The organism is Vibrio sp. 10N.286.52.C3 (assembly GCF_041468865.1).
GTDB classification, from domain to species: domain Bacteria; phylum Pseudomonadota; class Gammaproteobacteria; order Enterobacterales; family Vibrionaceae; genus Vibrio; species Vibrio crassostreae_C.
Window position 1 is genome coordinate 102,915 of record NZ_JBFRJM010000006.1, and the last position, 23,787, is coordinate 126,701.

General features: G+C 46.2%; 19 protein-coding genes and 1 pseudogene. 18 read left to right on the forward strand and 2 right to left on the reverse strand.

The window, feature by feature from the left end:
- Window positions 1-3 precede the first annotated feature (3 nt).
- Window positions 4-184: pseudogene (locus AB4138_RS03255) on the reverse strand (hypothetical protein).
- Between AB4138_RS03255 and oxyR the strand changes: the two are divergent.
- On the forward strand, window positions 183-1,076 hold the full coding sequence (gene oxyR / locus AB4138_RS03260) for a DNA-binding transcriptional regulator OxyR (protein WP_372304967.1): 894 nt from the start codon (window positions 183-185) through the stop codon (window positions 1,074-1,076). The pseudogene AB4138_RS03255 and the gene oxyR sit on opposite strands and share 2 nt — an antisense overlap.
- A 112-nt stretch (window positions 1,077-1,188) precedes the next feature.
- Here the strand turns inward: oxyR and AB4138_RS03265 are convergent, their stop codons facing one another.
- Window positions 1,189-3,750, reverse strand: coding sequence for a penicillin-binding protein 1A (locus AB4138_RS03265; protein ID WP_032546261.1), 2,562 nt, complete (start codon window positions 3,748-3,750; stop codon window positions 1,189-1,191).
- 151 nt (window positions 3,751-3,901) lie between these two features.
- Between AB4138_RS03265 and pilM the strand changes: the two genes are divergently transcribed.
- The 17 genes from pilM (at window position 3,902) to astD (ending at window position 23,605) form a co-directional block, all read left to right on the forward strand.
- A complete protein-coding gene (gene pilM / locus AB4138_RS03270) occupies window positions 3,902-4,927 on the forward strand; it encodes a type IV pilus assembly protein PilM (protein ID WP_017061130.1) in 1,026 nt (341 codons plus the stop codon).
- Complete coding sequence (locus AB4138_RS03275) at window positions 4,911-5,510, forward strand: PilN domain-containing protein (RefSeq protein WP_017061129.1); 600 nt, start codon at window positions 4,911-4,913, stop codon at window positions 5,508-5,510. The genes pilM and AB4138_RS03275 overlap by 17 nt, the downstream gene beginning before the upstream one ends.
- Complete coding sequence (locus tag AB4138_RS03280) at window positions 5,503-6,132, forward strand: type 4a pilus biogenesis protein PilO (RefSeq protein ID WP_017061128.1); 630 nt, start codon at window positions 5,503-5,505, stop codon at window positions 6,130-6,132. Before AB4138_RS03275 ends, AB4138_RS03280 begins: the two co-directional genes overlap by 8 nt.
- A complete protein-coding gene (locus AB4138_RS03285) occupies window positions 6,119-6,637 on the forward strand; it encodes a pilus assembly protein PilP (protein ID WP_017063694.1) in 519 nt (172 codons plus the stop codon). The genes AB4138_RS03280 and AB4138_RS03285 overlap by 14 nt, the downstream gene beginning before the upstream one ends.
- 35 nt (window positions 6,638-6,672) lie before the next feature.
- A complete protein-coding gene (locus AB4138_RS03290) occupies window positions 6,673-8,391 on the forward strand; it encodes a type IV pilus secretin PilQ (protein WP_032545762.1) in 1,719 nt (572 codons plus the stop codon).
- A 176-nt stretch (window positions 8,392-8,567) separates the two neighbouring features.
- Window positions 8,568-9,086 carry a shikimate kinase AroK gene (aroK, locus tag AB4138_RS03295; RefSeq protein WP_017061125.1) on the forward strand — a complete coding sequence of 173 codons (519 nt, stop codon included), beginning with the start codon at window positions 8,568-8,570 and terminating at the stop codon, window positions 9,084-9,086.
- Window positions 9,087-9,111: 25 nt separating this feature from the next.
- Complete coding sequence (gene aroB / locus AB4138_RS03300) at window positions 9,112-10,200, forward strand: 3-dehydroquinate synthase (protein ID WP_017061124.1); 1,089 nt, start codon at window positions 9,112-9,114, stop codon at window positions 10,198-10,200.
- Window positions 10,201-10,279: 79 nt separating this feature from the next.
- Window positions 10,280-11,797, forward strand: coding sequence for an AAA family ATPase (locus AB4138_RS03305; protein WP_017068836.1), 1,518 nt, complete (start codon window positions 10,280-10,282; stop codon window positions 11,795-11,797).
- Window positions 11,798-11,866: 69 nt separating this feature from the next.
- Window positions 11,867-12,715: a Dam family site-specific DNA-(adenine-N6)-methyltransferase gene (locus tag AB4138_RS03310; RefSeq protein WP_017061122.1), complete on the forward strand. Its 849-nt coding sequence runs from the start codon at window positions 11,867-11,869 to the stop codon at window positions 12,713-12,715.
- 200 nt (window positions 12,716-12,915) lie between these two features.
- Window positions 12,916-13,590 carry a ribulose-phosphate 3-epimerase gene (rpe, locus tag AB4138_RS03315; protein WP_010435263.1) on the forward strand — a complete coding sequence of 225 codons (675 nt, stop codon included), beginning with the start codon at window positions 12,916-12,918 and terminating at the stop codon, window positions 13,588-13,590.
- Window positions 13,591-13,692: 102 nt separating this feature from the next.
- Window positions 13,693-14,379, forward strand: a complete 687-nt coding sequence (locus AB4138_RS03320; RefSeq protein WP_372304970.1) for a phosphoglycolate phosphatase — start codon at window positions 13,693-13,695, stop codon at window positions 14,377-14,379.
- A gap of 150 nt (window positions 14,380-14,529) precedes the next feature.
- Window positions 14,530-15,546: a tryptophan--tRNA ligase gene (gene trpS / locus AB4138_RS03325; RefSeq protein WP_016796005.1), complete on the forward strand. Its 1,017-nt coding sequence runs from the start codon at window positions 14,530-14,532 to the stop codon at window positions 15,544-15,546.
- A 385-nt stretch (window positions 15,547-15,931) separates the two neighbouring features.
- Window positions 15,932-18,526: an ExeM/NucH family extracellular endonuclease gene (locus tag AB4138_RS03330; protein ID WP_372304973.1), complete on the forward strand. Its 2,595-nt coding sequence runs from the start codon at window positions 15,932-15,934 to the stop codon at window positions 18,524-18,526.
- 200 nt (window positions 18,527-18,726) lie between these two features.
- On the forward strand, window positions 18,727-19,305 hold the full coding sequence (locus tag AB4138_RS03335) for an aminodeoxychorismate/anthranilate synthase component II (RefSeq protein WP_009848915.1): 579 nt from the start codon (window positions 18,727-18,729) through the stop codon (window positions 19,303-19,305).
- Between the two features lie 464 nt (window positions 19,306-19,769).
- Window positions 19,770-20,981 carry an aspartate aminotransferase family protein gene (locus AB4138_RS03340; RefSeq protein WP_017066202.1) on the forward strand — a complete coding sequence of 404 codons (1,212 nt, stop codon included), beginning with the start codon at window positions 19,770-19,772 and terminating at the stop codon, window positions 20,979-20,981.
- Between the two features lie 107 nt (window positions 20,982-21,088).
- Window positions 21,089-22,108, forward strand: a complete 1,020-nt coding sequence (gene astA, locus AB4138_RS03345) for an arginine N-succinyltransferase (protein WP_372304976.1) — start codon at window positions 21,089-21,091, stop codon at window positions 22,106-22,108.
- 39 nt (window positions 22,109-22,147) lie between these two features.
- Entirely contained in the window at window positions 22,148-23,605 is a 1,458-nt protein-coding gene (gene astD / locus AB4138_RS03350; protein ID WP_372304979.1) for a succinylglutamate-semialdehyde dehydrogenase, read from the forward strand.
- Window positions 23,606-23,787: the final 182 nt, after the last annotated feature.

Sequence of the window (23,787 nt, forward strand, 5' to 3'; positions counted from 1 at the left end):
AGCTTAACGTTTTTCTTCGCTCTGTTTCGTTTCGTTGAGCCCATTATTAGATAAATCCTTTGATAGCTCTAATCGTTTGATGTTATGGTTTTGATAGGTAAATTCTATCAAGAGCATTTTTTCTTTTAAATGTTTCTATTAGAACCCTTGTTCTTATTAAAACCTGAGGTAAGAGACTGATCATGAATATTCGTGACTTTGAGTACTTGGTGGCGCTCGCAGAGCATAAACACTTCCGAAAAGCGGCAGAAGCGTGCTTTGTCAGTCAGCCGACACTAAGCGGTCAAATACGCAAACTCGAAGATGAAATTGGACTTCAGTTAACCGAGCGTAGTCCAAGGAAGGTAATATTTACAGAATCAGGGTTACAACTTGTTGAACAAGCCAAGCGTATTCTCAATGAAGTGAAAACTTTTAAAGATATGGCGAGTGGACACGGTGAAGCGATGACGGGGCCAATGCACATTGGTTTTATTCCAACCGTGGGTCCTTACATCTTGCCTAAGATTGTTCCTCATCTAAAAGAGAGCTTCCCAGATCTTGAGCTTTACCTGCATGAAGCTCAGACACATCAGTTAGTGAGCCAGTTAGAAGATGGCAAGCTTGATTGCTTGGTGCTGGCTGCGGTAGATGAAACGGCTGCGTTCAAAGAGATTGATGTCTATGACGAACCATTAAGCGTTGCCGTACCGTGTGATCATGAATGGGCACAGCAGGACGCTGTCGATATGTTGCAATTAAATGGACAAACCGTGCTTGCACTGGGCGATGGTCACTGCTTACGAGACCAAGCCTTGGGCTTCTGTTTTGCTGCGGGCGCCAAAGATGATGAGCGCTTTAAAGCGACCAGCTTAGAAACGCTGCGTAACATGGTAGCGGCAGGGGCGGGTATTACCTTGTTACCTCAGTTATCGGTTCCAAAGGAAAAACAGAAAGATGGCGTGTGTTACGTGCCAGCGGTGAATCCAACACCTTCACGTCGCATTGTTGTTGCCTACCGACCGGGCTCTCCGCTAAAGGGGCGTTTTGAGCAACTGGCTGAGGCTATCCGAACTCAATTGGAAAAAACGGCTTAGCACTCGAGTTTAGAGTTGAGTTCGTTCAGATGTAGATATAAAAAAAGGGTTGATATGAATTCATATCAACCCTTTTTTGTTGGTTCATCTTACTAGGTTCAACAAACCCTAGCTAGAATAGCTCTTCTACTGCTTCGCCTGATGACGTTGAGTAGATGTCATCATTGAAACGTTCAGTGATGTACTCAGTTGGCTCTGTGCCTTTCTCGAAGTACTCGAACATCGATGAGCTATCGAACTTGTTGGTCAGTAAGCCAGTTTCACGGTCGATACGAACACGGACGATGTTCTCAGGAATCTCTTTACGCTCAGCAGGAACACCCGCTAACGCCGTACCCATGAAATCAACCCATGCAGGTTCTGCTGTTTTCGCGCCAGCTTCTGCACCCGTAATTTGGTTCTTACCAAGATTTGAGTTCGCTTTGGTTCTGCCTAGGTTGCGGTTGTGGTTATCAAAACCAACCCATACCGTTGCAACCATGCCAGGGCCGTAACCGCTGTACCAAGTATCTTTCGAATCGTTGGTGGTACCCGTTTTTCCGCCAATGTCACGACGCTTCAACGGCTGTGCACGCCAACCTGTACCGTTCCAACCCGTACCTGCGCTCCAATCACCGCCACCCCAGATGTTGCTGTACATCATTTCACGAACAAGGAATGCGTTCTGTTCAGAGATAACTTGAGGTGCGTATTGTACTTTGGCATCCACATCTTGCTCTGCAAACTCATCAGCCATTGGGTCTGAGGTCATTTGCTGTTGGCAATCGTCTTTACAAACCACTTTTGGTGTCGCTTCAAATTCAGTCTCACCAAATGGTGTCTCAATGCGGCTGATGTAGAAAGGTTCAACGTAGTAGCCGCCATTAGCGAATACTGAGTAACCTTGAGCTACTTTCATTGGCGTTAAGCTACCCGCACCCAGGGCAATGGTTTCAGAGCGCGGAACTTCATCAATATCAAAGCCAAATCGAGTTAGGTAGTTACGAGTATCATCTAGACCTACTTCGCGCAGTACACGTACCGCCATTACGTTTTTAGACTGAGCTAAGCCAATACGTAAACGAGTTGGACCCACGTAAGTCGGTGGCGAGTTCTTTGGTCGCCATGCGGTACCTTGGCTCTTATCCCATTGGTTAATCGGTGCATCGTTGATCAGTGAGGCTAGCGTTAAGCCTTTCTCAATCGCTGCTGAGTAGATAAAGGGTTTGATACCAGAACCCACCTGACGAATAGATTGCGTTGCACGGTTGAACTTGTTGTGGACAAAGTTAAAGCCACCGACCATCGACAATACCGCGCCGTTGTTCGGGTTCATTGCAACAAATGCTGTGTTCGCATTCGGTACTTGGCTTAGTCGCCATACAATCGGTGTTTCTGATTCTGCAGTCGCTGACTCTTCTGTCGGCTCTTCAGAGACTTCATCGCCGGTAACGGCTTCATGGCGAACCCAGATTTGTTCACCAACCGCCAGAATTTCTTTCGCTTGAGAAGGCGCTGGTCCTTGGCGGTTATCCGTTAGGAATTTACGCGCCCAGTTCATGCCTTGCCATTCGATAGTGCCTTCACCTTGGTTCTTAACCCAAATTTGAGCACTTTTCGAATCAACCGCGGTAACAACAGCAGGGACTAGGTCACCATAGGTTGGTTGAGACTTAAGGTGTTTAACGATTTGTTCTTGATCCCACGCTGATTGCGCAGTCTGCCACAATACTTTTTCAGCACCACGGTAGCCGTGACGCTCATCGTAGCCAAGTAGGTTCTTAATTGCGGCTTGGTTCGCTGCTTTTTGCAGTTTCGAATCAACGGTCGTGTAGACCTTCATGCCTGATGTATAAGCTTCTTCACCATAGCGTTCCACCATCCAAGCACGTGCAACTTCAGCAACATATGGCGCGCTCAGTTCGATCTCTGCACCGTGGTATTTCGAGATAAGCTCTTCGCTACGAGCGTCATCGAACTCTGCTTGAGTGATGTATTTCTCGTCTAACATACGACGCAATACAACGTTACGACGGTTAGTCGCGCGCTCAACAGAGTAAATAGGGTTCATTGTCGAAGGTGCTTTTGGCATACCCGCAAGGGTCGCAATTTCACTCAGCGTGAGATCAGGAAGATCTTTACCGAAGTAAACACGTGCTGCCGCGCCAAAACCATACGAACGGTGACCAAGGAAGATCTTGTTGACGTAAAGCTCCATGATCTCTTCTTTACTAAGAAGTTGCTCAATGTGGATCGCAATGAAGATCTCTTTGATCTTACGCATAATCTTTTTCTCATTAGATAAGAAGAAGTTACGCGCAAGCTGCTGAGTAATGGTACTAGCACCTTGTTTGGCTGAACCCGACATTGCAACCACGAGTGCTGCACGTGTGATACCGATTGGGTCAATACCTGGGTGTTCATAGAAACGGCTATCTTCGGTGGCAATCAGAGCCTCAACTAAGTGGCGAGGAATCTCGTCATAAGTGACTGGATTACGACGCTTTTCACCAAATTGAGAGATCAGCTTACCGTCTTGACTGAAGACTTGCATCGGCGTTTGGAGTTCTACGTCGCGCAAAGTGGCAACATCAGGCAACTCTGGTTTTACGTAAAAATAAAACCCGAAAATTGTACTGACTCCAAGAATCATGCAAATCAATGTAAATATGAATAATCGCTTTATGAACTTCACCGGATAATCCCTGATTAGTTAAGGCTGATAAGCAGCAAACCCTTGTACTCTAGGCTAAAAACTTAGCTTTCGTTTATTAACGCTTATTTAACTAATAATCACAACCCCTAGATAATCAACGAAATGCTTGGCACTTCAGGAGCTAGGTCACATGGGTTCATCATTAATTACAGGTATAGATATAAATCATCACAGCATCAAAGCCGTGGTACTAAAACCCGTGGGGGAGTTGTATGCCCTAGTGGGATACAAAGAGCTGCCGATTTCGGACGACATTTTTACAGCTAACCATACTTTGGAGTATCAGAAAACTGTTAAGAAACTTAAAGAACTTAGGAAAGGACTGCCTTTTGGCTGTCGCAACGTCGCCATTTCGGTACCTGATAACACGGTGATCAGCAAAGTACTGCAAATAGAGAGTGAGTTAGAAGACAGAGAAAAAGAGTTTTCTATCTATCAAACCTTCGCCCATCAATCTCCCTTCCCTATCGAGGAGCTGAGTTTAGATTTTGTAAAGCTGGAAGACAAACGATTTGGTAAAGGTTCGACAAGCAGTTATCAGGTATACGCCACTCGTAAAGAAGTTGTGGATAGCCGAGCGGATGCATTAACCAAGGCTGGCTTCAAACCTGTGGTGGTGGATACACAGGCGCATGGGCTACTTAATATCTGGCAATTGGCCTCGCGCCTGTATCCCGATAAGAAAAACTGGTTGCTGGTGGATGTTGGAATCGACCAAACCTCGCTAGGGGTTATCCCGCAGAATTCGGCGCCTTTCTATAAAGACATCGCCTTTGGCACTCAAGATCTTCGCAGCTCAGATGACCCGAGTGATATCGAGAGCGTGTTCGGTACGATGGAAGAGACACATCAATTCATCGTTAACCTGATTGAGAAGCTCAAGCGTCAATTGCAGCTTTATTCATCGGGAAATGCGCAACAACCTATTTCTGGGATTTGGTTGATGGGCGAGGGCGCCAGTATTCCTATGGTAACCGAAGAGCTAGAACGCCATTTTCAGTTGAGCTGCGAGTCATTGAATCCTTTGTCTCTGTTTGAGAATAAGGTCGCCAAGAGACGCCGACTGCCGATTGACTGGCAACACTTTGGTATCGCGGCGGGTATGGCGATGAGTGGGCTCAAGTGGCAGGGAGAGAAGCATGTTGCATCAAATTAACCTGCTGCCGTGGCGTGATGAGATTCGTGCTCAGCACAAGAAGCGTTTTATCCATCTGGTCATTCTTGGCGTCATCATTGCGCTTATAGGGCAATGGGCGGTTGGTCACTATTTTCACGATCAACAAGCCAAGCAGCAAGCTCGCCTCAATTACCTCAATCAGTACATTGCTGAGCTCGACCGACAAATTCAGTCGTTAAAAGTCGCAGAGCAAGAACACAAAGCCATTCTGACTCGACTTGATGTGGTTGAGTCGCTGCAGCTTGGCCGTAATAAGACCACCGACTTCATGAACTTGATGCCGGAGCTGATTCCAGAGGGTGTCTATGTCGACAAGATAAAGATGAATGGTCAGGAGATTGAAATGTCGGGCATCAGCGACAGCACTGCTCGTCTCGCCACCATGTTGGACAACCTCGAACGTTCAGATTCTTTGAAAGGGGTCGAGATGCACTCTATCGTTCATAACCGCAAGCGCTTCAATAAAGAGTTTCAGACCTTCAAGGTCTCTTTTGTGTTTAGCCCTGTGTCTTTAGAAAACACAACCGCGAGCAGAAAAGATAAGGGGGCGCATCATGGCTAACCTTCAAAATAGGATTAGTAGGCAAAACAGGATGAGCTTGCAAGATCTCGATGTTGATGAGATCACCGAATGGCCATTGTTGCCTCAGCTTCTCGTGATTCTGGTGTTGATGGTGTTAATCCAAGGTGTTGGCACTTGGCTGTATCTGCTGCCGCTCGACGAGGAACTGAAACAGATGAAGCAACAGGAGCAGACCTTAAAAACGACCTTGAGGATAAAGGCGAATAAGGTTGCAGCCTTGCCTAAGTTGCAGAGCCAGTTGGATGAGCTAACTAGTCGCTACGATTATCTATTAGAGCAGCTGCCCGTTCAAAAGGAGTTAGCGAGCATGTTGGCCTCCGTGAATGAGCTCGGCTTGGATAACTCGCTGACCTTCACACGAATCGATTGGGGGCAAAAGCAGAATAAGGAGTTTCTCTATCGATTGCCTCTCAATATAGAGCTGACAGGTGACTATCACGAGATTGGTGACTTCTCTGCTGCCATCGCCAAGCTGCCGCGTATTATTAGCTTTGATGATGTGAATTGGCAGCGAGTCAGTCAAGAAAGTAGCACGCTGCACTTTAGGGTTCGAGCTTATACCTACCAGTTTAAATCGGAGGTTAATGATGAAACCCAATAGCGCGTTTTACTCAATCGTATTGATGCTTGCGTTGTCAGGCTGCAAAGCTAATCAAGACTCACTGCAAGATTTTGTGGCGCAGGTTGAAGCCAAGGCGAGAAAAGATGTCGAGCAACTTGTCCCAGCAACTGAATTCACGGCGGCGACTTATCAGCGCCGATCTTTGCGTCCTCCCTTTGAACTGCCTAAAGAAGCCATTGTGCAAAACCAACCCTTGGTTAAGAAAGACTGTTGGCAACCCAGCGCCCGTTCTCGTAATGGCAAGTTAGAGAAGTACCCGCTGAGTAAGCTTCGTTTAAGAGGCGTGATGGGCAGTGGCTCAAGCGTGTTTGGCTTAGTGCAAACACCCAAAGGCAACGTGGTAAACGTCAAGAAAGGCCAGTTTATCGGCTTAAACAATGGCCGAGTTACTAAGGTGACGAGCCAATACGTTCAGATTAATGAAACTCTTCCAGATGGCTTAGGTTGTTGGCATAAGCGCAACGTTAGGCTGGCTCTGAAGTAAACCAATGTCACATGATGTGGATATGAGATGTAAATATGATTAAAGGAATAAGTGGATTAGTGAGCAAGGCTCTACAAGGTTTTGCTGTGTCTGTGATGTTGGTTGTTAGCGTGCTCAGCCATGCCGAGAGCTTACCGAACAAATTGGAGAATATTGATTTTAGGGTCAATAAGGATAAAGACGCCGTCATCATTATTGAGCTGGCGACCAGCACAGCAGTGGTGGATGTTCAACGAGCTCAGGAAGGGTTAAGTATCGAGCTAATCAATACTCAAGTTGATGATGACAAGCTCTACCTGCTGGATGTGAAGGATTTCGCTACCTTGGTTGAAGGCATTGAAGTCTATAAAGAGACACCAAGCACTCGGCTTCTAGCGACGATTAGCAATGACTATCAGTATGAATACAACCTAAAGGGGCGCTTTATTGAGGTGGTGATCAGCAAACCGGTGCTCGATGAAGCGACCAAAGAAAAAAGCGTTCTAGAGAAAGAGGGCAAGCTGATATCGATTAACTTCCAGGATATCCCGGTACGAAATGTCCTGCAACTGATTGCCGATTACAACGACTTCAATCTCGTGGTGTCTGATTCGGTAGCCGGAAACCTGACGTTACGCTTAGATGGCGTACCTTGGCAGCAAGTTCTCGACATTATCTTGCAAGTTAAAGGCTTGGATAAGCGTGTTGATGGCAATGTTATCTTGGTCGCGCCGAAAGCGGAGCTCGACCTTCGAGAGCAACAAGCGTTAGAGAAATCGCGCTTAGAAGAGGAGTTAGGGGAGCTTAAATCGGAAATCATCAAGATTAACTTTGCTAAAGCCACCGACATCGCTGACATGATTGGAGGTGAAGGTGCGGTCAGCATGTTGTCCGATCGTGGTTCGATTACCATTGATGAGCGCACCAACTCACTGCTCATTCGTGAATTGGAAGAAAACATTGCCGTGATCCGAGGCATCATTGAATCGTTAGACATTCCCGTGAAGCAGGTACAGATAGAGGCACGTATTGTCACGGTTACTGAGGGTAATCTTGATGAGCTTGGCGTGCGCTGGGGCGTTTCCTCAACCAACGGAAGCTTCACCGTTGGTGGCTCAATCGAAGGTAACCACCCATCAGCGATTACGCCGTATGACGACGATAGCGGCAGCAGCGTGATTGATGACTATCTCAACGTCAATTTAGGGGCAACATCGCCGAACGCCTCGAGTATTGCGTTTCAGGTGGCCAAACTGGGTTCAGATACCTTACTCGATCTTGAACTGTCGGCACTGCAACAAGAGTCAAAAGCTGAAATCATTTCTAGTCCACGCTTAATCACCACCAATAAAAAGCCGGCTTATATTGAGCAAGGTACTGAAATTCCTTACTTAGAGTCATCTTCAAGTGGCGCTACGTCGGTTGCATTTAAGAAAGCCGTGTTGAGTCTTAAGGTGACACCGCAGATCACGCCCGATAATCGTTTGGTGTTGGATTTGAGCGTGACTCAAGATAGGCCAGGGCAAGTGGTAAAAACTGGAACCGGTGAAGCGGTCGCCATTGATACGCAAAGAATAGGTACGCAAGTGCTTGTTAATAATGGTGAAACTGTCGTGCTTGGCGGGATATTTCAGCACAGCGTGAGCAGTACAGTGGATAAAGTTCCTCTGTTGGGGGACCTGCCAGTTTTGGGCGCATTGTTCCGTCGCAGCTATGAAAATGTGGGTAAAAGTGAACTACTTATTTTTGTCACACCCAAAGTTGTGATTCAGTAATGAACAATTAGATTAAAAATAAAGTTGCATTAGTGGCACCTAACCTTGATAATTTCGGGTCTTATCACGAATTATCTGTGAGGAATCGGTGCCACGGGCCTTTTAATTTCAGTACTTGTACTGACCTACCTTGTGGCGATGTCATTGAATTAACGTTGTAAATTACTGCTAAAAACATGGCTGAGAAACGCAATATTTTTCTTGTTGGCCCAATGGGCGCCGGCAAAAGTACAATTGGTAGACACCTAGCTTCCCAACTTCATATGGAGTTTCTAGACTCTGACACTGTGATCGAAGAGCGCACTGGCGCAGACATCGCATGGGTTTTTGATGTTGAGGGCGAAGAAGGTTTCCGTAAGCGCGAAGAATCTGTAATCAATGATCTGACAGAAGAACAAGGTATTGTTCTTGCGACAGGTGGTGGTTCAGTGTTGAGCAAAGAAAACCGTAACCGTCTATCTGCACGAGGCATTGTTGTATACCTAGAGACAACAATTGAAAAGCAACTTGCTCGCACTAACCGCGACAAGAAACGCCCTCTACTTCAAACAGACAACCCGCGTGATGTGCTAGAAGATCTAGCTGTATCTCGCAACGCACTATACGAAGAAGTGGCGGACTACACAGTTCGTACTGACGACCAAAGTGCAAAAGTGGTAGCCAACCAGATCGTAAAAATGCTAGAAGAACGTTAAGTTCATTTTTTCGGAGAGCAAACCCATGGAACGGATTACGGTCAATCTAGCTGAGCGTAGCTACCCTATCTCTATTGGCGCCGGGTTATTTGAAGACCCGGCGTACCTTTCTTTTTTATCAGGTAAGCAGAAAGTTGTTGTTATCAGTAATGTGACAGTAGCGCCTCTTTATGCTGATAAAATTTTATCGCTATTGGATCAAGTCGGCTGTCAGACATCTCTTCTCGAGCTGCCAGACGGTGAACAGTACAAAACCCTTGAAACGTTCAATTCAGTGATGAGCTATATGCTTGAAGGAAATTACAGCCGCGATGTGGTGGTGATTGCTTTAGGAGGTGGTGTTATCGGTGACTTGGTCGGTTTTGCTGCCTCTTGTTACCAGCGCGGTATTGATTTCATTCAAATCCCGACGACCCTTCTTTCTCAAGTGGACTCTTCTGTTGGTGGTAAAACCGCAGTAAACCATCCTCTTGGTAAGAATATGATCGGCGCTTTTTACCAACCGAAATCTGTGATCATCGATACCAACTGTTTATCAACGCTTCCAGAGCGTGAGTTTGCAGCGGGCATTGCTGAGGTGATCAAATACGGCATCATTTACGATGAAGCCTTCTTTGATTGGTTGGAGCAGAATCTAGAGAAACTTTATCAACTTGATGAAGAAGCACTGATTACCGCGATTGCTCGTTGTTGTGCAATTAAGGCTGAAGTGGTGGCTCTAGATGAAAAAGAGTCAGGAATCAGAGCGTTATTGAACCTAGGTCATACATTTGGTCATGCGATTGAAGCAGAACTAGGCTATGGTAATTGGCTACATGGTGAAGCTGTGTCGTCAGGCACTGTAATGGCAGCTAAAACAGCTCAATTACAGGGACTGATCTCTCAGCAGCAACTTGAGCGAATTATTTCTATACTCAAGAATGCGAAACTACCAATCCATACGCCAGAAAGCATGTCTTTTGAAGACTTTATGAAGCACATGATGCGCGATAAAAAAGTGCTGTCTGGTCAGTTGCGTTTGGTATTACCAACAAGTATTGGTACTGCTGAAGTGGTTGCTGATGTGCCTCAAGACATCATTAAACAAGCGATCGATTTCTGCCGTACTCTTTAAATTTGGTTGTGAGGTTGCCTAGCTAAACTCTAGGCAACTGAAGCGTTTTACTGATCGATCTTATCAGTAGGGATCCCCAATGAGTTTGGCTCATGAATTAAGAGTATTAGAGTTAGAATCTCAAGTTGAGCTGCTAGAGCGCTTACAGCTTTTGACTAACTTTGGTTCAAACCTTGTGACGGTGGCGGGCAAAGCTGGCTCTGGCCGATCTTGGTTGGCTCAGCGTTATCTTGAAGCATGGTCGACAGAAAAAAATCAGTGTTTACTGCTTTGTCATCCAAGCCAAGACGATCAACAACGCCGTGCGCTCATTCTTAGCCAAATTGTTTCTGATCCCCTGTTTAATCAACATGATTCTTTATCGGATAGCCTAACAAGGTTACTGGATGGAGAACCGTGTAATGTGGTTATCGTCGTTGATGATGCCCAACGACTTTCTGAGCTATTGGTATCCGAATTATGGATGTTGGTACTGGAAGCTCAATCAAACCCTCAATGGACGATCAATATCGTTCTCTTCTCGGAACCTGGCCACTTAGATACGTTATTAACGCGTTTGAGCTACGGTCAACAACACAAACCTATCGATCTTGAGATCGATGACCTTTCGCAACCAGAAGCTGAACATTTCTTTGAATCACTGGTGATTCGATATGTTGATGATGAGTCTGAAACTTGCGTGCGACGTGCGTTTAATAAAGCGCAACCTCTGCCCGGTGAGTTAATGGCTTTAGGAGAATTGAAAGTGGAAAAAAGGATTATTATTCGCTCAATTATTGGCTCACCCATCAATATCGCGATTGTGGTGGCCTTGCTGTTGATTTTAATTGGTGGTGGTTATTGGTGGATGTTCAGTCAACCAACCCCTGACGATAAAGCGCAATCTCTTATCGCTCCGATTGAACAGACAGCTATCCCAACTTTTGAAGTGGAAAGTGGTACCGAGCAAGCTGGAATCGACGGAATGGACGATTCTGAAGCCGAAGCTGACATGAGTTATCAAGGTGCTGATGACGACAGCTCATCTTTGCCACCGACTGTCGTTGAAGATACCGCGAGTGTTGGGGAAGTCGAACAAGATCAGCAGCGTGTCGTAATCACCTCTGATGTGGTTGATGCCTTGCTTGATGATAAACCTGAAAGTGCCGATACCAGTGCGATTGATGCTGCTGTTGAAGAAAACACAGGTGCCGCGGTGAGTTCGCAATCAGATGCAGACAAAGTGGAGTCACAGCCTTCAGCCGATGAAGCAACAGACCTAACACAGTCCACGCCACCGACTAAGAAAATTACATTCTCATTTTCTCGCGAAGAGTTACAAGCTATCTCTCCGCGAGCTTATACTTTGCAGTTGAGTGCGATGACCTCATTGGACGACGTACAGTCTTTCATTGAAGAGTATGACCTTGAGAACAAGGTTCGTATTTACCCAACACTTCGCAACGACACCAAGTGGTTTATTATCACTTATCAAGATTACCCAACGATTCAAGTGGCGAGAGACGCGGTAAGTGCGTTATCAAAACCCCTTCAACAGTTGGAACCTTGGGCAAAATCGATGAATCAAGTGCATCGAGAGATAGAACGTGCGAAATAACCCTGAGCTTAGCCTCAAAATATGTTACATTCCGCAGCCTTATTTTTGAGTTGATAGATAGAGCAGTAAATGAAAAAGCAGCGTGCCTTTCTAAAATGGGCTGGTGGTAAATATGGCCTAGTTGAAGACATCCAACGTCACCTGCCACCTGCTCGTAAATTGGTAGAACCGTTTGTCGGTGCCGGCTCAGTATTTCTGAATACTGACTTTGAACAGTACCTGCTTGCAGATATCAATCCCGATCTTATCAACCTGTACAACCTGCTTAAAACCGATCCTGAAACTTATATCACGGAAGCGAAGCGCTGGTTCTGTCCTGAGAACAACCGTAAAGAAGCCTTCTTAGATATTCGCGCTGAGTTCAATGGTACAGATAACGTCATGTATCGTTCATTGGCTTTCTTGTATATGAACCGATTTGGCTTCAATGGCCTATGTCGTTACAACAAGAAGGGCGGTTTTAACGTTCCATTTGGTTCTTATAAAAAACCTTACTTCCCAGAAGCTGAGCTGGAATTTTTTGCCGAGAAAGCGAAAAAAGCCACCTTCGTCTGTGAGGGATACCATGAAACCTTTAGCCGCGCGCGCAAAGGCTGTGTGGTTTACTGCGATCCTCCATACGCACCACTGTCGAACACGGCAAACTTTACCTCTTACGCAGGTAATGGCTTTAGCTTAGATGACCAAGCTGCACTGGCGGATGTTGCTGAAAAAGCAGCGATGGAACGAGGCATCCCTGTCTTGATCTCAAACCATGACACCACCTTAACGCGCCGTTTATACCATGGTGCAGAACTGAACGTGGTCAAGGTTAAGCGCACCATTAGCCGTAATGGCGCAGGGCGCAATAAAGTCGATGAGTTACTGGCACTTTTTCATAAAGAGAAAAACCAGCAACACGCTTCAGAAGAATTGTAGCGGCCAACATAACCCTCGAACTCATTAAATTGAGTGACCAACGGGTACTTTCATAAACTAATCTTTCGAACTGCTAGGATCTGCTTAGTTGCTTAGGTAGAATTGCACACCAAATAGTCTTGGAATTGAGTCTTGTATTTGTATATGAGATGTCACAAGGCGGTGATATTCGCAATTTACTCACTCTTAAGAGGTTTGGTATGAAAGATTTTCTAATCGCTCCATCGATTTTGTCTGCAGATTTTGCTCGTCTTGGTGAAGACGTAGAAAAAGTACTCGCAGCTGGTGCTGATGTTGTGCACTTCGATGTGATGGACAACCACTACGTACCTAACCTGACTTTTGGCGCGCCTATCTGTAAAGCGCTGCGCGACTACGGTATTACGGCTCCTATCGATGTTCACCTTATGGTTAAGCCAGTAGACAGCATCGTGCCTGAGTTTGCTAAAGCCGGCGCATCAATGATTACCTTCCACGTTGAAGCTTCAGAGCACATCGATCGCACTCTACAGCTAATCAAAGAGCACGGCTGTAAAGCGGGTGTGGTTCTTAACCCTGCAACGCCGCTTTCTTGCTTAGATTACATCCTAGACAAAGTAGACATGATTCTACTGATGTCTGTGAACCCAGGCTTCGGCGGTCAATCTTTCATTCCGCACACGCTAGATAAACTACGTGCTGTTCGTAAGCTGATTGATGAGTCAGGCCGTGACATTCGCCTTGAGATTGATGGCGGCGTGAAGGTTGATAACATCCGTGAAATCGCAGAAGCGGGCGCAGATATGTTCGTTGCGGGTTCAGCTATCTTCAATCAACCAGATTACAAAGAAGTGATTGATGAGATGCGTGCAGAGCTTGCAAAAGTAAACGCATAATCGTAAAACTACAGATAGATTGAATATTAAGGGGCTAATTTGCCCCTTTTTTACGTCTTATAGCTCAACTCATAAGACGAACATAATAAATAGGAAAGTAAGATGTCATTAAGCTCAATAAAACTGATCGCCTTTGATTTGGATGGAACCTTGTTAGACAGCGTGCCTGATTTGGCCGTTGCTGCTGACCAAGCTTGTCAGGAGTTGGGTTTCCCTTCAGTGAGCGAAGAACAAGTTCGCGACTACGTAGGTAATGGTGCTGATGTTCTTATCGGACGTTCACTCAGCCGTAACTTGACGGTTGACCCAAGCCTAGAGCCAGAGCTACTGAAAAAAGCACGCATCCTGTTTGATGATTTCTATGAGCAGGGCGGTCACAAGCTAAGTCACCTTTACCCATCGGTTAAAGAGACGCTGGCTGAGCTGGATAAAGCCGGCTTCACTATGGCGCTGGTTACCAACAAGCCATCGAAGTTTGTACCAGACGTACTGGCGCAACACGGTATTGATAAGTACTTTGTTGATGTGTTGGGTGGCGACTCTTTCCCAGAGAAAAAACCGAACCCAGTCGCTCTGAACTGGTTGCTAGAAAAGCACAATGTAAAAGCGGAAGAGATGTTGATGGTTGGCGATTCAAGCAACGACATTAAAGCGGCTAAGAATGCAGGTTGTCACTCGTTTGGTCTGACTTACGGTTATAACCACGGCGAGCCGATTTCAGCATCAAACCCTGACTATGTCGTGGATAACGTCGCGCAATTACTAGATGTCGTTCTAGTTTCAGCATAAAGCGGACAAAAGTTAGCTAACCTACTAGCAAAATACTTATCAATGAGTACACTGGATGAGCCGTACAGAAGAGCTGTGCGGCTTTTCTATATTTAAGTTAAGAAGCTAAGCGTTCAATAAACTTAGCGAATAAGCAAAGGAATTAAAACCATGAGCAAGCCCATCGTATTGAGTGGTGTTCAACCATCTGGTGAACTAAGTATCGGTAACTACTTGGGTGCTCTACGTCAATGGCAACAGATGCAAGATGATTACGATTGCCAATACTGTGTTGTAGACCTTCACGCAATTACGGTTCGCCAAGATCCGAAAGCACTGCATGAAGCGACTCTAGACGCACTAGCAATCTGTCTTGCTGTCGGTGTTGATCCAAAGAAGAGCACGCTATTTGTTCAGTCACACGTACCAGAGCATGCTCAACTTGGTTGGCTTCTTAACTGTTACACACAAATGGGTGAACTGAGCCGTATGACTCAGTTTAAAGATAAGTCTGCACGTCACTCAAACGACGTAAACGTAGGCCTATACGACTACCCAGTGTTGATGGCTGCAGACATCCTGCTTTACGGTGCTCACCAAGTACCTGTAGGTAGCGACCAGAAACAACACCTAGAGCTAGCGCGTGATATCGCAACTCGCTTCAACAACATCTACGGTCCTGAAACGCCAATCTTCCAAGTACCAGAACCTTACATTCCAACAGTGAATGCACGTGTAATGAGCCTGCAAGACGCGACGAAGAAGATGTCTAAGTCAGACGACAACCGTAAGAACGTGATTACTCTGCTAGAAGAGCCTAAGTCGATCATCAAGAAGATCAACAAAGCGCAAACCGATGCAGAAACACCACCACGCATTGCTCACGATTGGGAAAACAAAGCGGGTATCTCTAACCTAATGGGTCTGTACTCTGCAGCGACGGGTAAAACGTTCGAAGAGATCGAAGCGCAGTACCAAGGCGTTGAAATGTACGGTCCGTTCAAGAAAGACGTAGGCGCAGCATTGGTTGAGATGCTTGAGCCGATTCAAGCTGAATATCACCGTATCCGTGCTGACCGTGCCTACATGGACGCAGTAATGAAAGCCGGTGCTGAAAAAGCCTCTGAACGTGCTGCAGTGACACTGAAAAAAGCATACGAAGCAGTAGGTTTTGTTACTCGCCCATAGGGTGAACTAACACAACTCGCTTGAGAATTTGAGCCCAAAGTAGCTGTTGTTTACTTTGGGCTTTTTCATGCCCATTCCATTTGCCTTCCTCGAAACCCCCTTGTTTGAATTGATAATTTACCCAGTATTTAGCTAGCATATCCATCGCTGTAATGCTGTGCAGATGATCTTATTTGGTACCCTCAAGCTTTATAAAATCACACTCGTTTCTATATATGTTGGAAATATATAACGTGCCAAACAATTGATGATTCCAAAGTGATAAGTTCCTCATTTTCTTGCCAACTGACTTATTCCTTTCATAAATAAACCTGATAGTTACCACAAAATACATGACTGCCCATAGATGGCAGTGACTATAACTCGATGAACTCAGGTGAAACGGATGGCTCTTTTACACAAACCTTCATTGCTAGCAGTGGCAATTGGTAGCTTGTTAACTACAAGCGCACACGCTGATTTGTTTATTTCACAATATGTGGAAGGCGGCAGCTATAACAAAGCGGTTGAGATTGCCAATAGTGGCGATAGCAGCATTAGTTTAGATGGTTACTCATTGGCGAAATCTGCCAATGGCAACGGATCATGGGGTGCCACTTTACCTTTAGATGGACACGTTTTAGCACCCGGTGAAGTACTCGTGGTCGCACATTCTAGTGCGAGTGATGAGATTAAAGCTCAAGCTGACATCATTAATGCCTCTATCGCCAATCATAATGGTGACGACCCGCTGGCTATCTTGAATTCAGACGGCTCGGTACATGATGTTGTTGGTTTGATGGGCGATGTGGACTGGGGCAAAGATGTTACTTTGGTTCGTGCGACACAAACACCTTCTGCGACGTTTGATGCTTCACAATGGGTATCGCTACCAAAAGACAGCATTGAAGGCCTAGGTTCACTAGACAGCGTTGAACTGCCAGAAGCGTTCACTTGTACACAAGATGGCTCTGACCCAGTATTCACCACCATTCAAGAAATCCAAGGTGAGGGCGCTACATCGCCATTCATCGATGGCTACCCGTACATCACCGACGATGAATATTTCGTAAAAGGTGTGGTAAGTGCGGTAACAACAGGCCTAACTAAAGGCTTCTACCTGCAAGCACTTGAGGATGATTTCAACTCAAGCACTTCTGAGGGTCTATTTATTCATACCAACCAGTCGAGCTCAGAGCTAGTAGCCGGTGATGTAGTGTGTGTGAAAGGCAAGGTTCAAGAATACTACAGCCACACTCAGCTGAAAGTAGAAAACAACCAATGGCTAAAACAGGGCGAGCAGCAGGCACCTGAAGCTACGGCGATTGAAGTGCTAGACAGTGACGAGAACTTCGCTGCAACGCTTGAACGCTACGAAGGCATGTTGGTGAAAACAACCGAAGCGCTTGATATGCGTGTGACGCGTACCTTTGGTTATGACTACGCAGGTCGTCGTAACAACATGGTACTGGCGCATGAGCGTATTAACATGCAGCCGAACCAGCTTTTCGCCGCGGGATCTGACGAAGCGAAGCAGCAAACTGAAGACAACGCAGACCGCCGTCTTTTCGTTGAAACCGATCAAAAAGCGGCTGATGGACAAGTCCCTTTCTACCCAGATTTTGGCCGCACTGATATCGACCAAGATGGTTCAACAGAAGATTACATCCGCATTGATGACACCATTGTTGGCCTAGAAGGCGTGCTGACTTACAGCTACGGTGAGTACCGTTTAATTGCGACTAACCAGATCTCGGCTGAAAACTATGTGCGTAACGATCCGCGTACCGACAAACCAGACATGGATGAAGGCGACCTACGTATTGCGACCTTCAACGTATTGAACTACTTCAACTCTCCATTTGGTGGCGACGCGAATCAGCACGGCAATAACCGTGGCGCGAACACCATCACTGAGTTTGAGATGCAGCAAGAGAAGATTGTGAACGCGATTCTTCGCTTAGATGCAGACATCATTGGCTTGATGGAAATTGAGAACAATGGCTTTGGTGAAGGCTCTGCCATTCAGCAACTTGTAAACCAACTGAATGTTCGCATTGAGCGTAAGAAAGACCGTTATACCTTTGTGGCTGTCGACTCGAACGAAGACGGCGTAACCGACGAGATGGACTCTATTGGTACTGACGTTATCACAACGGGTGTTATCTACCGTAAGAAGGTGGTTAAGCTTAAAGACAGCCGTGTTATCGCGATGCCAAGCCAACAAGCACCAGAGGTGTTAGACGATTCAGGCAAGGTGATTGAAGACGGTAAGAACTACCAACGTGACTCATTGGCGCCAACCTTTAAAGTTAAAGGCACCAAAGAGAAACTCACCGTAGCGATCAACCACTTTAAATCGAAAGGCTCTAAGTGTTGGGAAGATGCTGCTCCGATTGAGCAGGGCGGCCAAGGCGGCGTTGATGCCGATAAGCAAGGTTCATGTGAGAACTTCCGTGTTGCTGCGGCGGTTGCATTAGGTGAAGCGCTCGATGGCATCAAAGGTCACAAAGTGATCCTGGGTGATATGAACTCGTACGGCATGGAAGATCCAATGCTGGTGCTAACCGATTACTCGGAAGAGAAATACGGCAAGCAGATCAAAGCAGCTCGTAATACCTACATTGATGGTGTTGAGCAGTTTGGTGATAGCGGTGCGGTGATTACGAAGAACTACGGTTATATCAATGCTGTGGCTCAAAAGCACCCAGACAGCTGGAGCTACTCATACAATGATGAAGTTGGCGCTCTAGACCACCTGCTGATCAGCGAAAGCCTGAAAGATAGGGTTGTCGATGCTACCGATTGGCACATCAATGGTGGTGAGTCGACGTTGTTTGACTACAACGAAGAGTACAAAGGTGACCTACCTAAGTACCAAGATCACTTCCGTTCATCGGATCATGATCCTGCCGTTCTTGAGCTAAGAGTAGGCGGTTCATTTGGCTTCGGTGCTCTTATGTCACTATTTGGCTTAGCAATGTGGCGTCGTCGTAAGTAGCTCAATCACAAATAGATTGGCTTGCCATACAAGTAAGCCAATTCAGATAACTTAACGCTATCTGTAAACAATTAAGGTCAACTTAGGTTGGCCTTAATTATTGGCGAAATGCAGTTTCCACTTGCCTTTCGCTATGGGTATTGCACAATACCGCCCCTATATCTCCCAATCCTTTAGTATTTAGCAAACGATTTCGACCCATGTTACTTATCATCGATAACTACGACTCTTTTACCTATAACTTGTATCAGTATTTCTGTGAGTTAGGGGTAACTGTAAAAGTTGTTCGCAACGATGAGATTGATATTGCGGGCATCGAAGCGCTAAATCCTAGCCATCTTGTTATCTCGCCGGGCCCATGTACGCCCGATGATGCGGGAATTTCGCTGCAGGTGATTGAACACTTCGTTGGTAAGCTGCCGATCTTAGGTGTGTGTCTTGGTCATCAAGCCATTGCTCAAGTCTTTGGTGGTGAAGTGGTGAGAGCCAGACAAGTGATGCACGGTAAAACCTCGCCTATTCGTCATAACGGGAAGAGTGTTTTTCAAGGTCTCAATAACCCTCTGACTGTGACTCGTTACCACTCTTTAGTGGTGAAAAACGGCACATTACCAGACTGTTTTGAGCTGACGTCTTGGACGGAATTTGAAGATGGTAGCATGGATGAGATCATGGGTTATCAACACAAAACCTTGCCGATTGATGCCGTCCAATTTCACCCTGAATCGATTAAAACAGAGCAAGGACACCAGCTTCTCGCTAACTTCCTAGCACGCTGAGTGTTTAAATTTGACTCTTTCTCCGTCTAAATAAGCCAGTTTAACGTATTCCATTACCCGTTAAGCGTTTAAATTCGGGCGCTACGCGTCTTCATCCCTCTGACGCCGATCACTTTTTATAACATTTCTCCCTCGTCAGGCTAAGTTTTTAGCCTATGCAAAATTATTCGCGTTATTTCGTCTCGAACCCAATATACCGCAATGCCAGTAAGGCTTTGCTGTTGCTGGTTATACGTTTAGGTAAAAAAAGCTTCATAAAACAGATTAATTGATGCATAAATAGTCATAGGTAGTGACGTTTAGCTGGTTGTAAGGGATGGCTAAAGAATAATCTACTATTGAAAAGGTTAATTAAATGTAAATATAATGCTGCAGCGGGATTATGGCGAGACAAAATATCTTTGTCTCACTTATGAACCATTACGCTTATTTGCGAAGCTTGCGGTATCGAGAAGGAATGTACGATGACAGTGGAAAATAAAGTAGAACGTAGTCTGTTTAATGAGGTGATGGTGCCTTGTTATAACCCAATGGAAATGATCCCAGTAAAAGGGGAAGGCGCACGCGTTTGGGACCAACAAGGCCGAGAGTATATCGACTTTGCTGGTGGTATCGCTGTGAGCTGTTTGGGTCACTGTCACCCAGCAATGGTTAATGCTGTTACCGAGCAAGCAAACAAGATTTGGCACCTAAGTAATGTAATGACTAACGAACCTGCACTGCGTCTAGCGAAGAAGCTAACTGACGTATGTTTTGCAGAAAAAGTATTCTTTGCGAACTCTGGTGCAGAAGCGAACGAAGCAGCACTTAAGCTAGCTCGTCGTTGGGCTGCGGATGTTCACGGTCCTGAGAAATCTGAAATCATTGCATTCAAACAAGGTTTCCACGGTCGTACTTTCTTTACTGTAACCGTTGGTGGTCAAGAAGCTTACTCAGATGGCTTCGGTCCAAAACCTGGCGATGTAACTCACCTACCTTACAACGATATTGCCGCTCTAGAAGCGCATATCTCTGATCGCACTTGTGCCATCATGATGGAACCTCTGCAAGGCGAGGGCGGTATCATCTCTCCAACGGCTGAGTTCGTGAATACGGTTCGTGAACTGTGTGACAAGCACAATGCATTGTTGATTTTTGATGAAGTACAAACAGGTAATGGTCGTACTGGTAACTTCTATGCTTACCAAGGTCTGGGCGTGACGCCAGACATTCTAAGCACAGCGAAGTCTCTAGGTGGCGGTTTCCCTATCGGCGCAATGCTGACGACGTCTGAACTGGCTACACACCTTAAGGTTGGTACGCACGGTTCTACATACGGTGGTAACCCACTGGCGTGTGCGGTAGCTGAAGCAGTGGTTGACGTAGTTAGCCAACCTGAGACTCTAGAAGGCGTAAAAGAGCGTGAAGCGCTATTCCGTGATGGTCTAACTAAGATTAACGACAAATACCAAATTTTCAGTGAGATTCGTGGTAAAGGCCTATTGTTAGGTGCTGCACTGAATGACGAATGGCAAGGGCGTGCGCGTGACGTATTAGTAGCAGCAGGCGAGCAAGGCCTAATGGTACTGGTTGCGGGTGCAAACGTGGTTCGTTTTACTCCATCACTGGTTATCACTAAACAAGAAATTGAAGAAGGTTTATCAAAACTAGACAAAGCAATCGCTACGCTAGTTTAGCCTGAGCGGCGTCATAGGAATGATCGCCATTAGAGCGATCTCATGACGTACTGCTAAAGGCCCAAGCTTCTGGTTTTGGGCCTATTTTGCATCTGGAGGGAATATTGATGCTAGTTGTTCGCCCAATAAAACTGTCTGATTACGATGCGCTGCACACCTGTGCAGTTGAATCAGGTCATGGATTCACATCTCTTCCGGTTAACGAAGAATTGTTAACTAACCGAATTACCCATTCTGAATACAGCTTTGCGAAAGCAGACGTGACCGAACCCGGTGATGAAGGCTATCTAATGGTGGGTTTCGACGCTGAAACTGGCGAAGTTGCTGGTACAACGGGTATCGAAGCTTCCATTGGCTGGGATGTGCCTTTTTACTCGTACCACATCAGTAAAGTGGTTCACTCTTCACAGCGCCTTAAAGTGAATAACGTGGTTAAGCTGTTGACGTTTGGTAATAACTACACAGGCTGCAGCGAAATTTGTACGCTGTTCTTACGTCCTGATTACCGCAAAGGCTTAAACGGTCGACTGATGTCTAAGTGTCGTTTCATACTGATGGCTGAGCACCCAGAGCGTTTCTCAAAAACGATCTTTGCTGAGATGCGTGGTGTATCAGATGCGGAAGGCAATTCTCCTTTCTGGCAATGGCTGCAAGAACATTTCTTCTCGATTGACTTCACGCTTGCCGATTACCTAACCGGTATTGGTAAGAAAGGCTTCATTGCTGACCTAATGCCTAAGCTACCTATCTACGTGAACCTACTGAGCAAAGAAGCTCAAGCGGTGATCGGAGAGGTACATGACAATACGCGCCCTGCACTTAAGTTGCTGGAACGTGAAGGTTTCACCAACCGTGGTTATGTCGACATCTTTGATGCAGGCCCAACGGTTGAGTGTGATCTAAGAAACATCGAATCTGTGCGTCACTCAATTCGAGCACAGGTTCAAATTGCAGAGCACTCTAGCTCTAAAGACTTCCTAATTGGTAATACCTCGTTTGAGAACTTCCGCGCAGTAGCCGCGAAAGGTGCGTATGACCAAGCAAGCGACACAGTGATTTTATCATCTGAAGTAGCAAGCGCTCTTGAAGTAAAAGAAGGCGAATTCGTTCGCATGTTGGCTCAATAAGAGCGGCGATTATCTGTCGAAGATTTTAAGGATAGAAGTATGACTCAGTGGATAGCAGGACAGTGGGTGGCAGGTCAAGGTGACGCCATGACATCAGTAAGCCCATACAACAATGAAGTAGTGTGGCAGGGTGATAGCGCGACACCAGCACAGGTTGAATATGCAGTAGCAGCAGCTCGTGAAGCCTTCTTGGTTTGGAAAAAACTGAGCTTTGCAGAGCGTGAAGCGATCGTGTTGAACTTTGCTGAGAAAGTTAAAGAGAACAGCGAAGAAATCGCGCAAATCATCGCGAAAGAGACGGGTAAACCGATTTGGGAAACTCGCACTGAAGCGGGCGCAATGGCGGGCAAGATTGCTATTTCAATTCGTGCTTACCATGAGCGTACCGGTGAAGCTTCTCGTGAAGCGGCAGGCAACCAGATTGTACTGCGTCACCGTCCATTAGGCGTAATGGCAGTATTTGGTCCTTATAACTTCCCTGGTCATCTACCTAACGGTCATATTGTTCCAGCACTGCTATCGGGTAATACCGTGGTATTTAAGCCGTCAGAGCAGACACCTTGGACGGGTGAGTTTGCGATGAAACTATGGCAAGAAGCTGGCCTTCCTGCTGGCGTAATTAACCTAGTACAAGGTGCCAAAGAGACAGGTATCGCACTGGCTGATGCTAAAGGCCTTGATGGCGTGCTGTTCACAGGTAGTGCCAATACCGGTCATATCCTGCATCGTCAATTCGCGGGCCAACCGGGCAAGATGCTGGCACTAGAAATGGGCGGCAACAACCCTATGGTGATCAGCGACCAATACGGTGATGCAGACGCAACGGTATACACTATCATCCAATCAGCTTTCATCAGTGCGGGTCAACGTTGTACATGTGCACGTCGCTTGTATGTTCCAATAGGAGATAAGGGCGATCAACTACTGGATAAGCTCGTTGCTGCGACCTTGAAAATTCGTGTCGATCAGCCATTCGCTGAGCCAGCACCCTTCATGGGCCCACAGATCTCTGAAGCTGCGGCTAAGTTCATTCTGGACGCACAAGCGAATCTGCAATCGTTAGGCGGTGTAAGTCTAGTAGAAGCAAAAGCGGGTCAAGCGGCGTTTGTTTCTCCTGGTATTATCGACGCAACCAACATTGCTGAACTGCCGGATGAAGAGTACTTTGGTCCATTGCTACAAGTGGTCCGTTATCAATCGCTAGAGCAAGCGGTTGAGCTAGCTAACGACACACGCTTTGGTTTATCTGCTGGCTTAGTATCAACAGATGATTCTGAATGGGAATACTTTGTTGACCATATCCGTGCGGGCATTGTTAACCGTAACCGCCAGCTAACAGGCGCAAGTGGCGATGCTCCATTTGGTGGTCCAGGTGCTTCGGGCAACTTACGCCCAAGTGCTTACTACGCGGCTGACTACTGTGCTTACCCTATGGCTTCAATGGAAGGTGGCGAAACTCAACTTCCGGCAACGTTTAGCCCAGGTATTGAGCTTTAATTTAGGCTAATGAGTCTTAGGCTTATGCGTTAAGTTTGAAATAGGAAGCGGTGGTATCGCTTCCTTTTTCCATCACGCCCAACACCTAGATTGGGCGGTAGATAATAATAGAAAAGTATGTCACAGGCTGATGGCTGCTGACTCTGTGTCTCAGCCTCTCCCTTTCTAATCCAAATTACTAG

Excerpts from the sequence above, each read along its gene's own strand:
- oxyR (WP_372304967.1), top strand. The coding sequence starts at position 183 with ATGAATATTCGTGACTTTGAGTACTTGGTGGCGCTCGCAGAGCATAAA.
- pilM (WP_017061130.1), top strand. The coding sequence starts at position 3,902 with ATGGGTTCATCATTAATTACAGGTATAGATATAAATCATCACAGCATC.
- AB4138_RS03275 (WP_017061129.1), top strand. The coding sequence starts at position 4,911 with ATGTTGCATCAAATTAACCTGCTGCCGTGGCGTGATGAGATTCGTGCT.
- AB4138_RS03280 (WP_017061128.1), top strand. The coding sequence starts at position 5,503 with ATGGCTAACCTTCAAAATAGGATTAGTAGGCAAAACAGGATGAGCTTG.
- AB4138_RS03285 (WP_017063694.1), top strand. The coding sequence starts at position 6,119 with ATGAAACCCAATAGCGCGTTTTACTCAATCGTATTGATGCTTGCGTTG.
- AB4138_RS03290 (WP_032545762.1), top strand. The coding sequence starts at position 6,673 with ATGATTAAAGGAATAAGTGGATTAGTGAGCAAGGCTCTACAAGGTTTT.
- aroK (WP_017061125.1), top strand. The coding sequence starts at position 8,568 with ATGGCTGAGAAACGCAATATTTTTCTTGTTGGCCCAATGGGCGCCGGC.
- aroB (WP_017061124.1), top strand. The coding sequence starts at position 9,112 with ATGGAACGGATTACGGTCAATCTAGCTGAGCGTAGCTACCCTATCTCT.
- AB4138_RS03305 (WP_017068836.1), top strand. The coding sequence starts at position 10,280 with ATGAGTTTGGCTCATGAATTAAGAGTATTAGAGTTAGAATCTCAAGTT.
- AB4138_RS03310 (WP_017061122.1), top strand. The coding sequence starts at position 11,867 with ATGAAAAAGCAGCGTGCCTTTCTAAAATGGGCTGGTGGTAAATATGGC.
- rpe (WP_010435263.1), top strand. The coding sequence starts at position 12,916 with ATGAAAGATTTTCTAATCGCTCCATCGATTTTGTCTGCAGATTTTGCT.
- AB4138_RS03320 (WP_372304970.1), top strand. The coding sequence starts at position 13,693 with ATGTCATTAAGCTCAATAAAACTGATCGCCTTTGATTTGGATGGAACC.
- trpS (WP_016796005.1), top strand. The coding sequence starts at position 14,530 with ATGAGCAAGCCCATCGTATTGAGTGGTGTTCAACCATCTGGTGAACTA.
- AB4138_RS03330 (WP_372304973.1), top strand. The coding sequence starts at position 15,932 with ATGGCTCTTTTACACAAACCTTCATTGCTAGCAGTGGCAATTGGTAGC.
- AB4138_RS03335 (WP_009848915.1), top strand. The coding sequence starts at position 18,727 with ATGTTACTTATCATCGATAACTACGACTCTTTTACCTATAACTTGTAT.
- AB4138_RS03340 (WP_017066202.1), top strand. The coding sequence starts at position 19,770 with ATGACAGTGGAAAATAAAGTAGAACGTAGTCTGTTTAATGAGGTGATG.
- astA (WP_372304976.1), top strand. The coding sequence starts at position 21,089 with ATGCTAGTTGTTCGCCCAATAAAACTGTCTGATTACGATGCGCTGCAC.
- astD (WP_372304979.1), top strand. The coding sequence starts at position 22,148 with ATGACTCAGTGGATAGCAGGACAGTGGGTGGCAGGTCAAGGTGACGCC.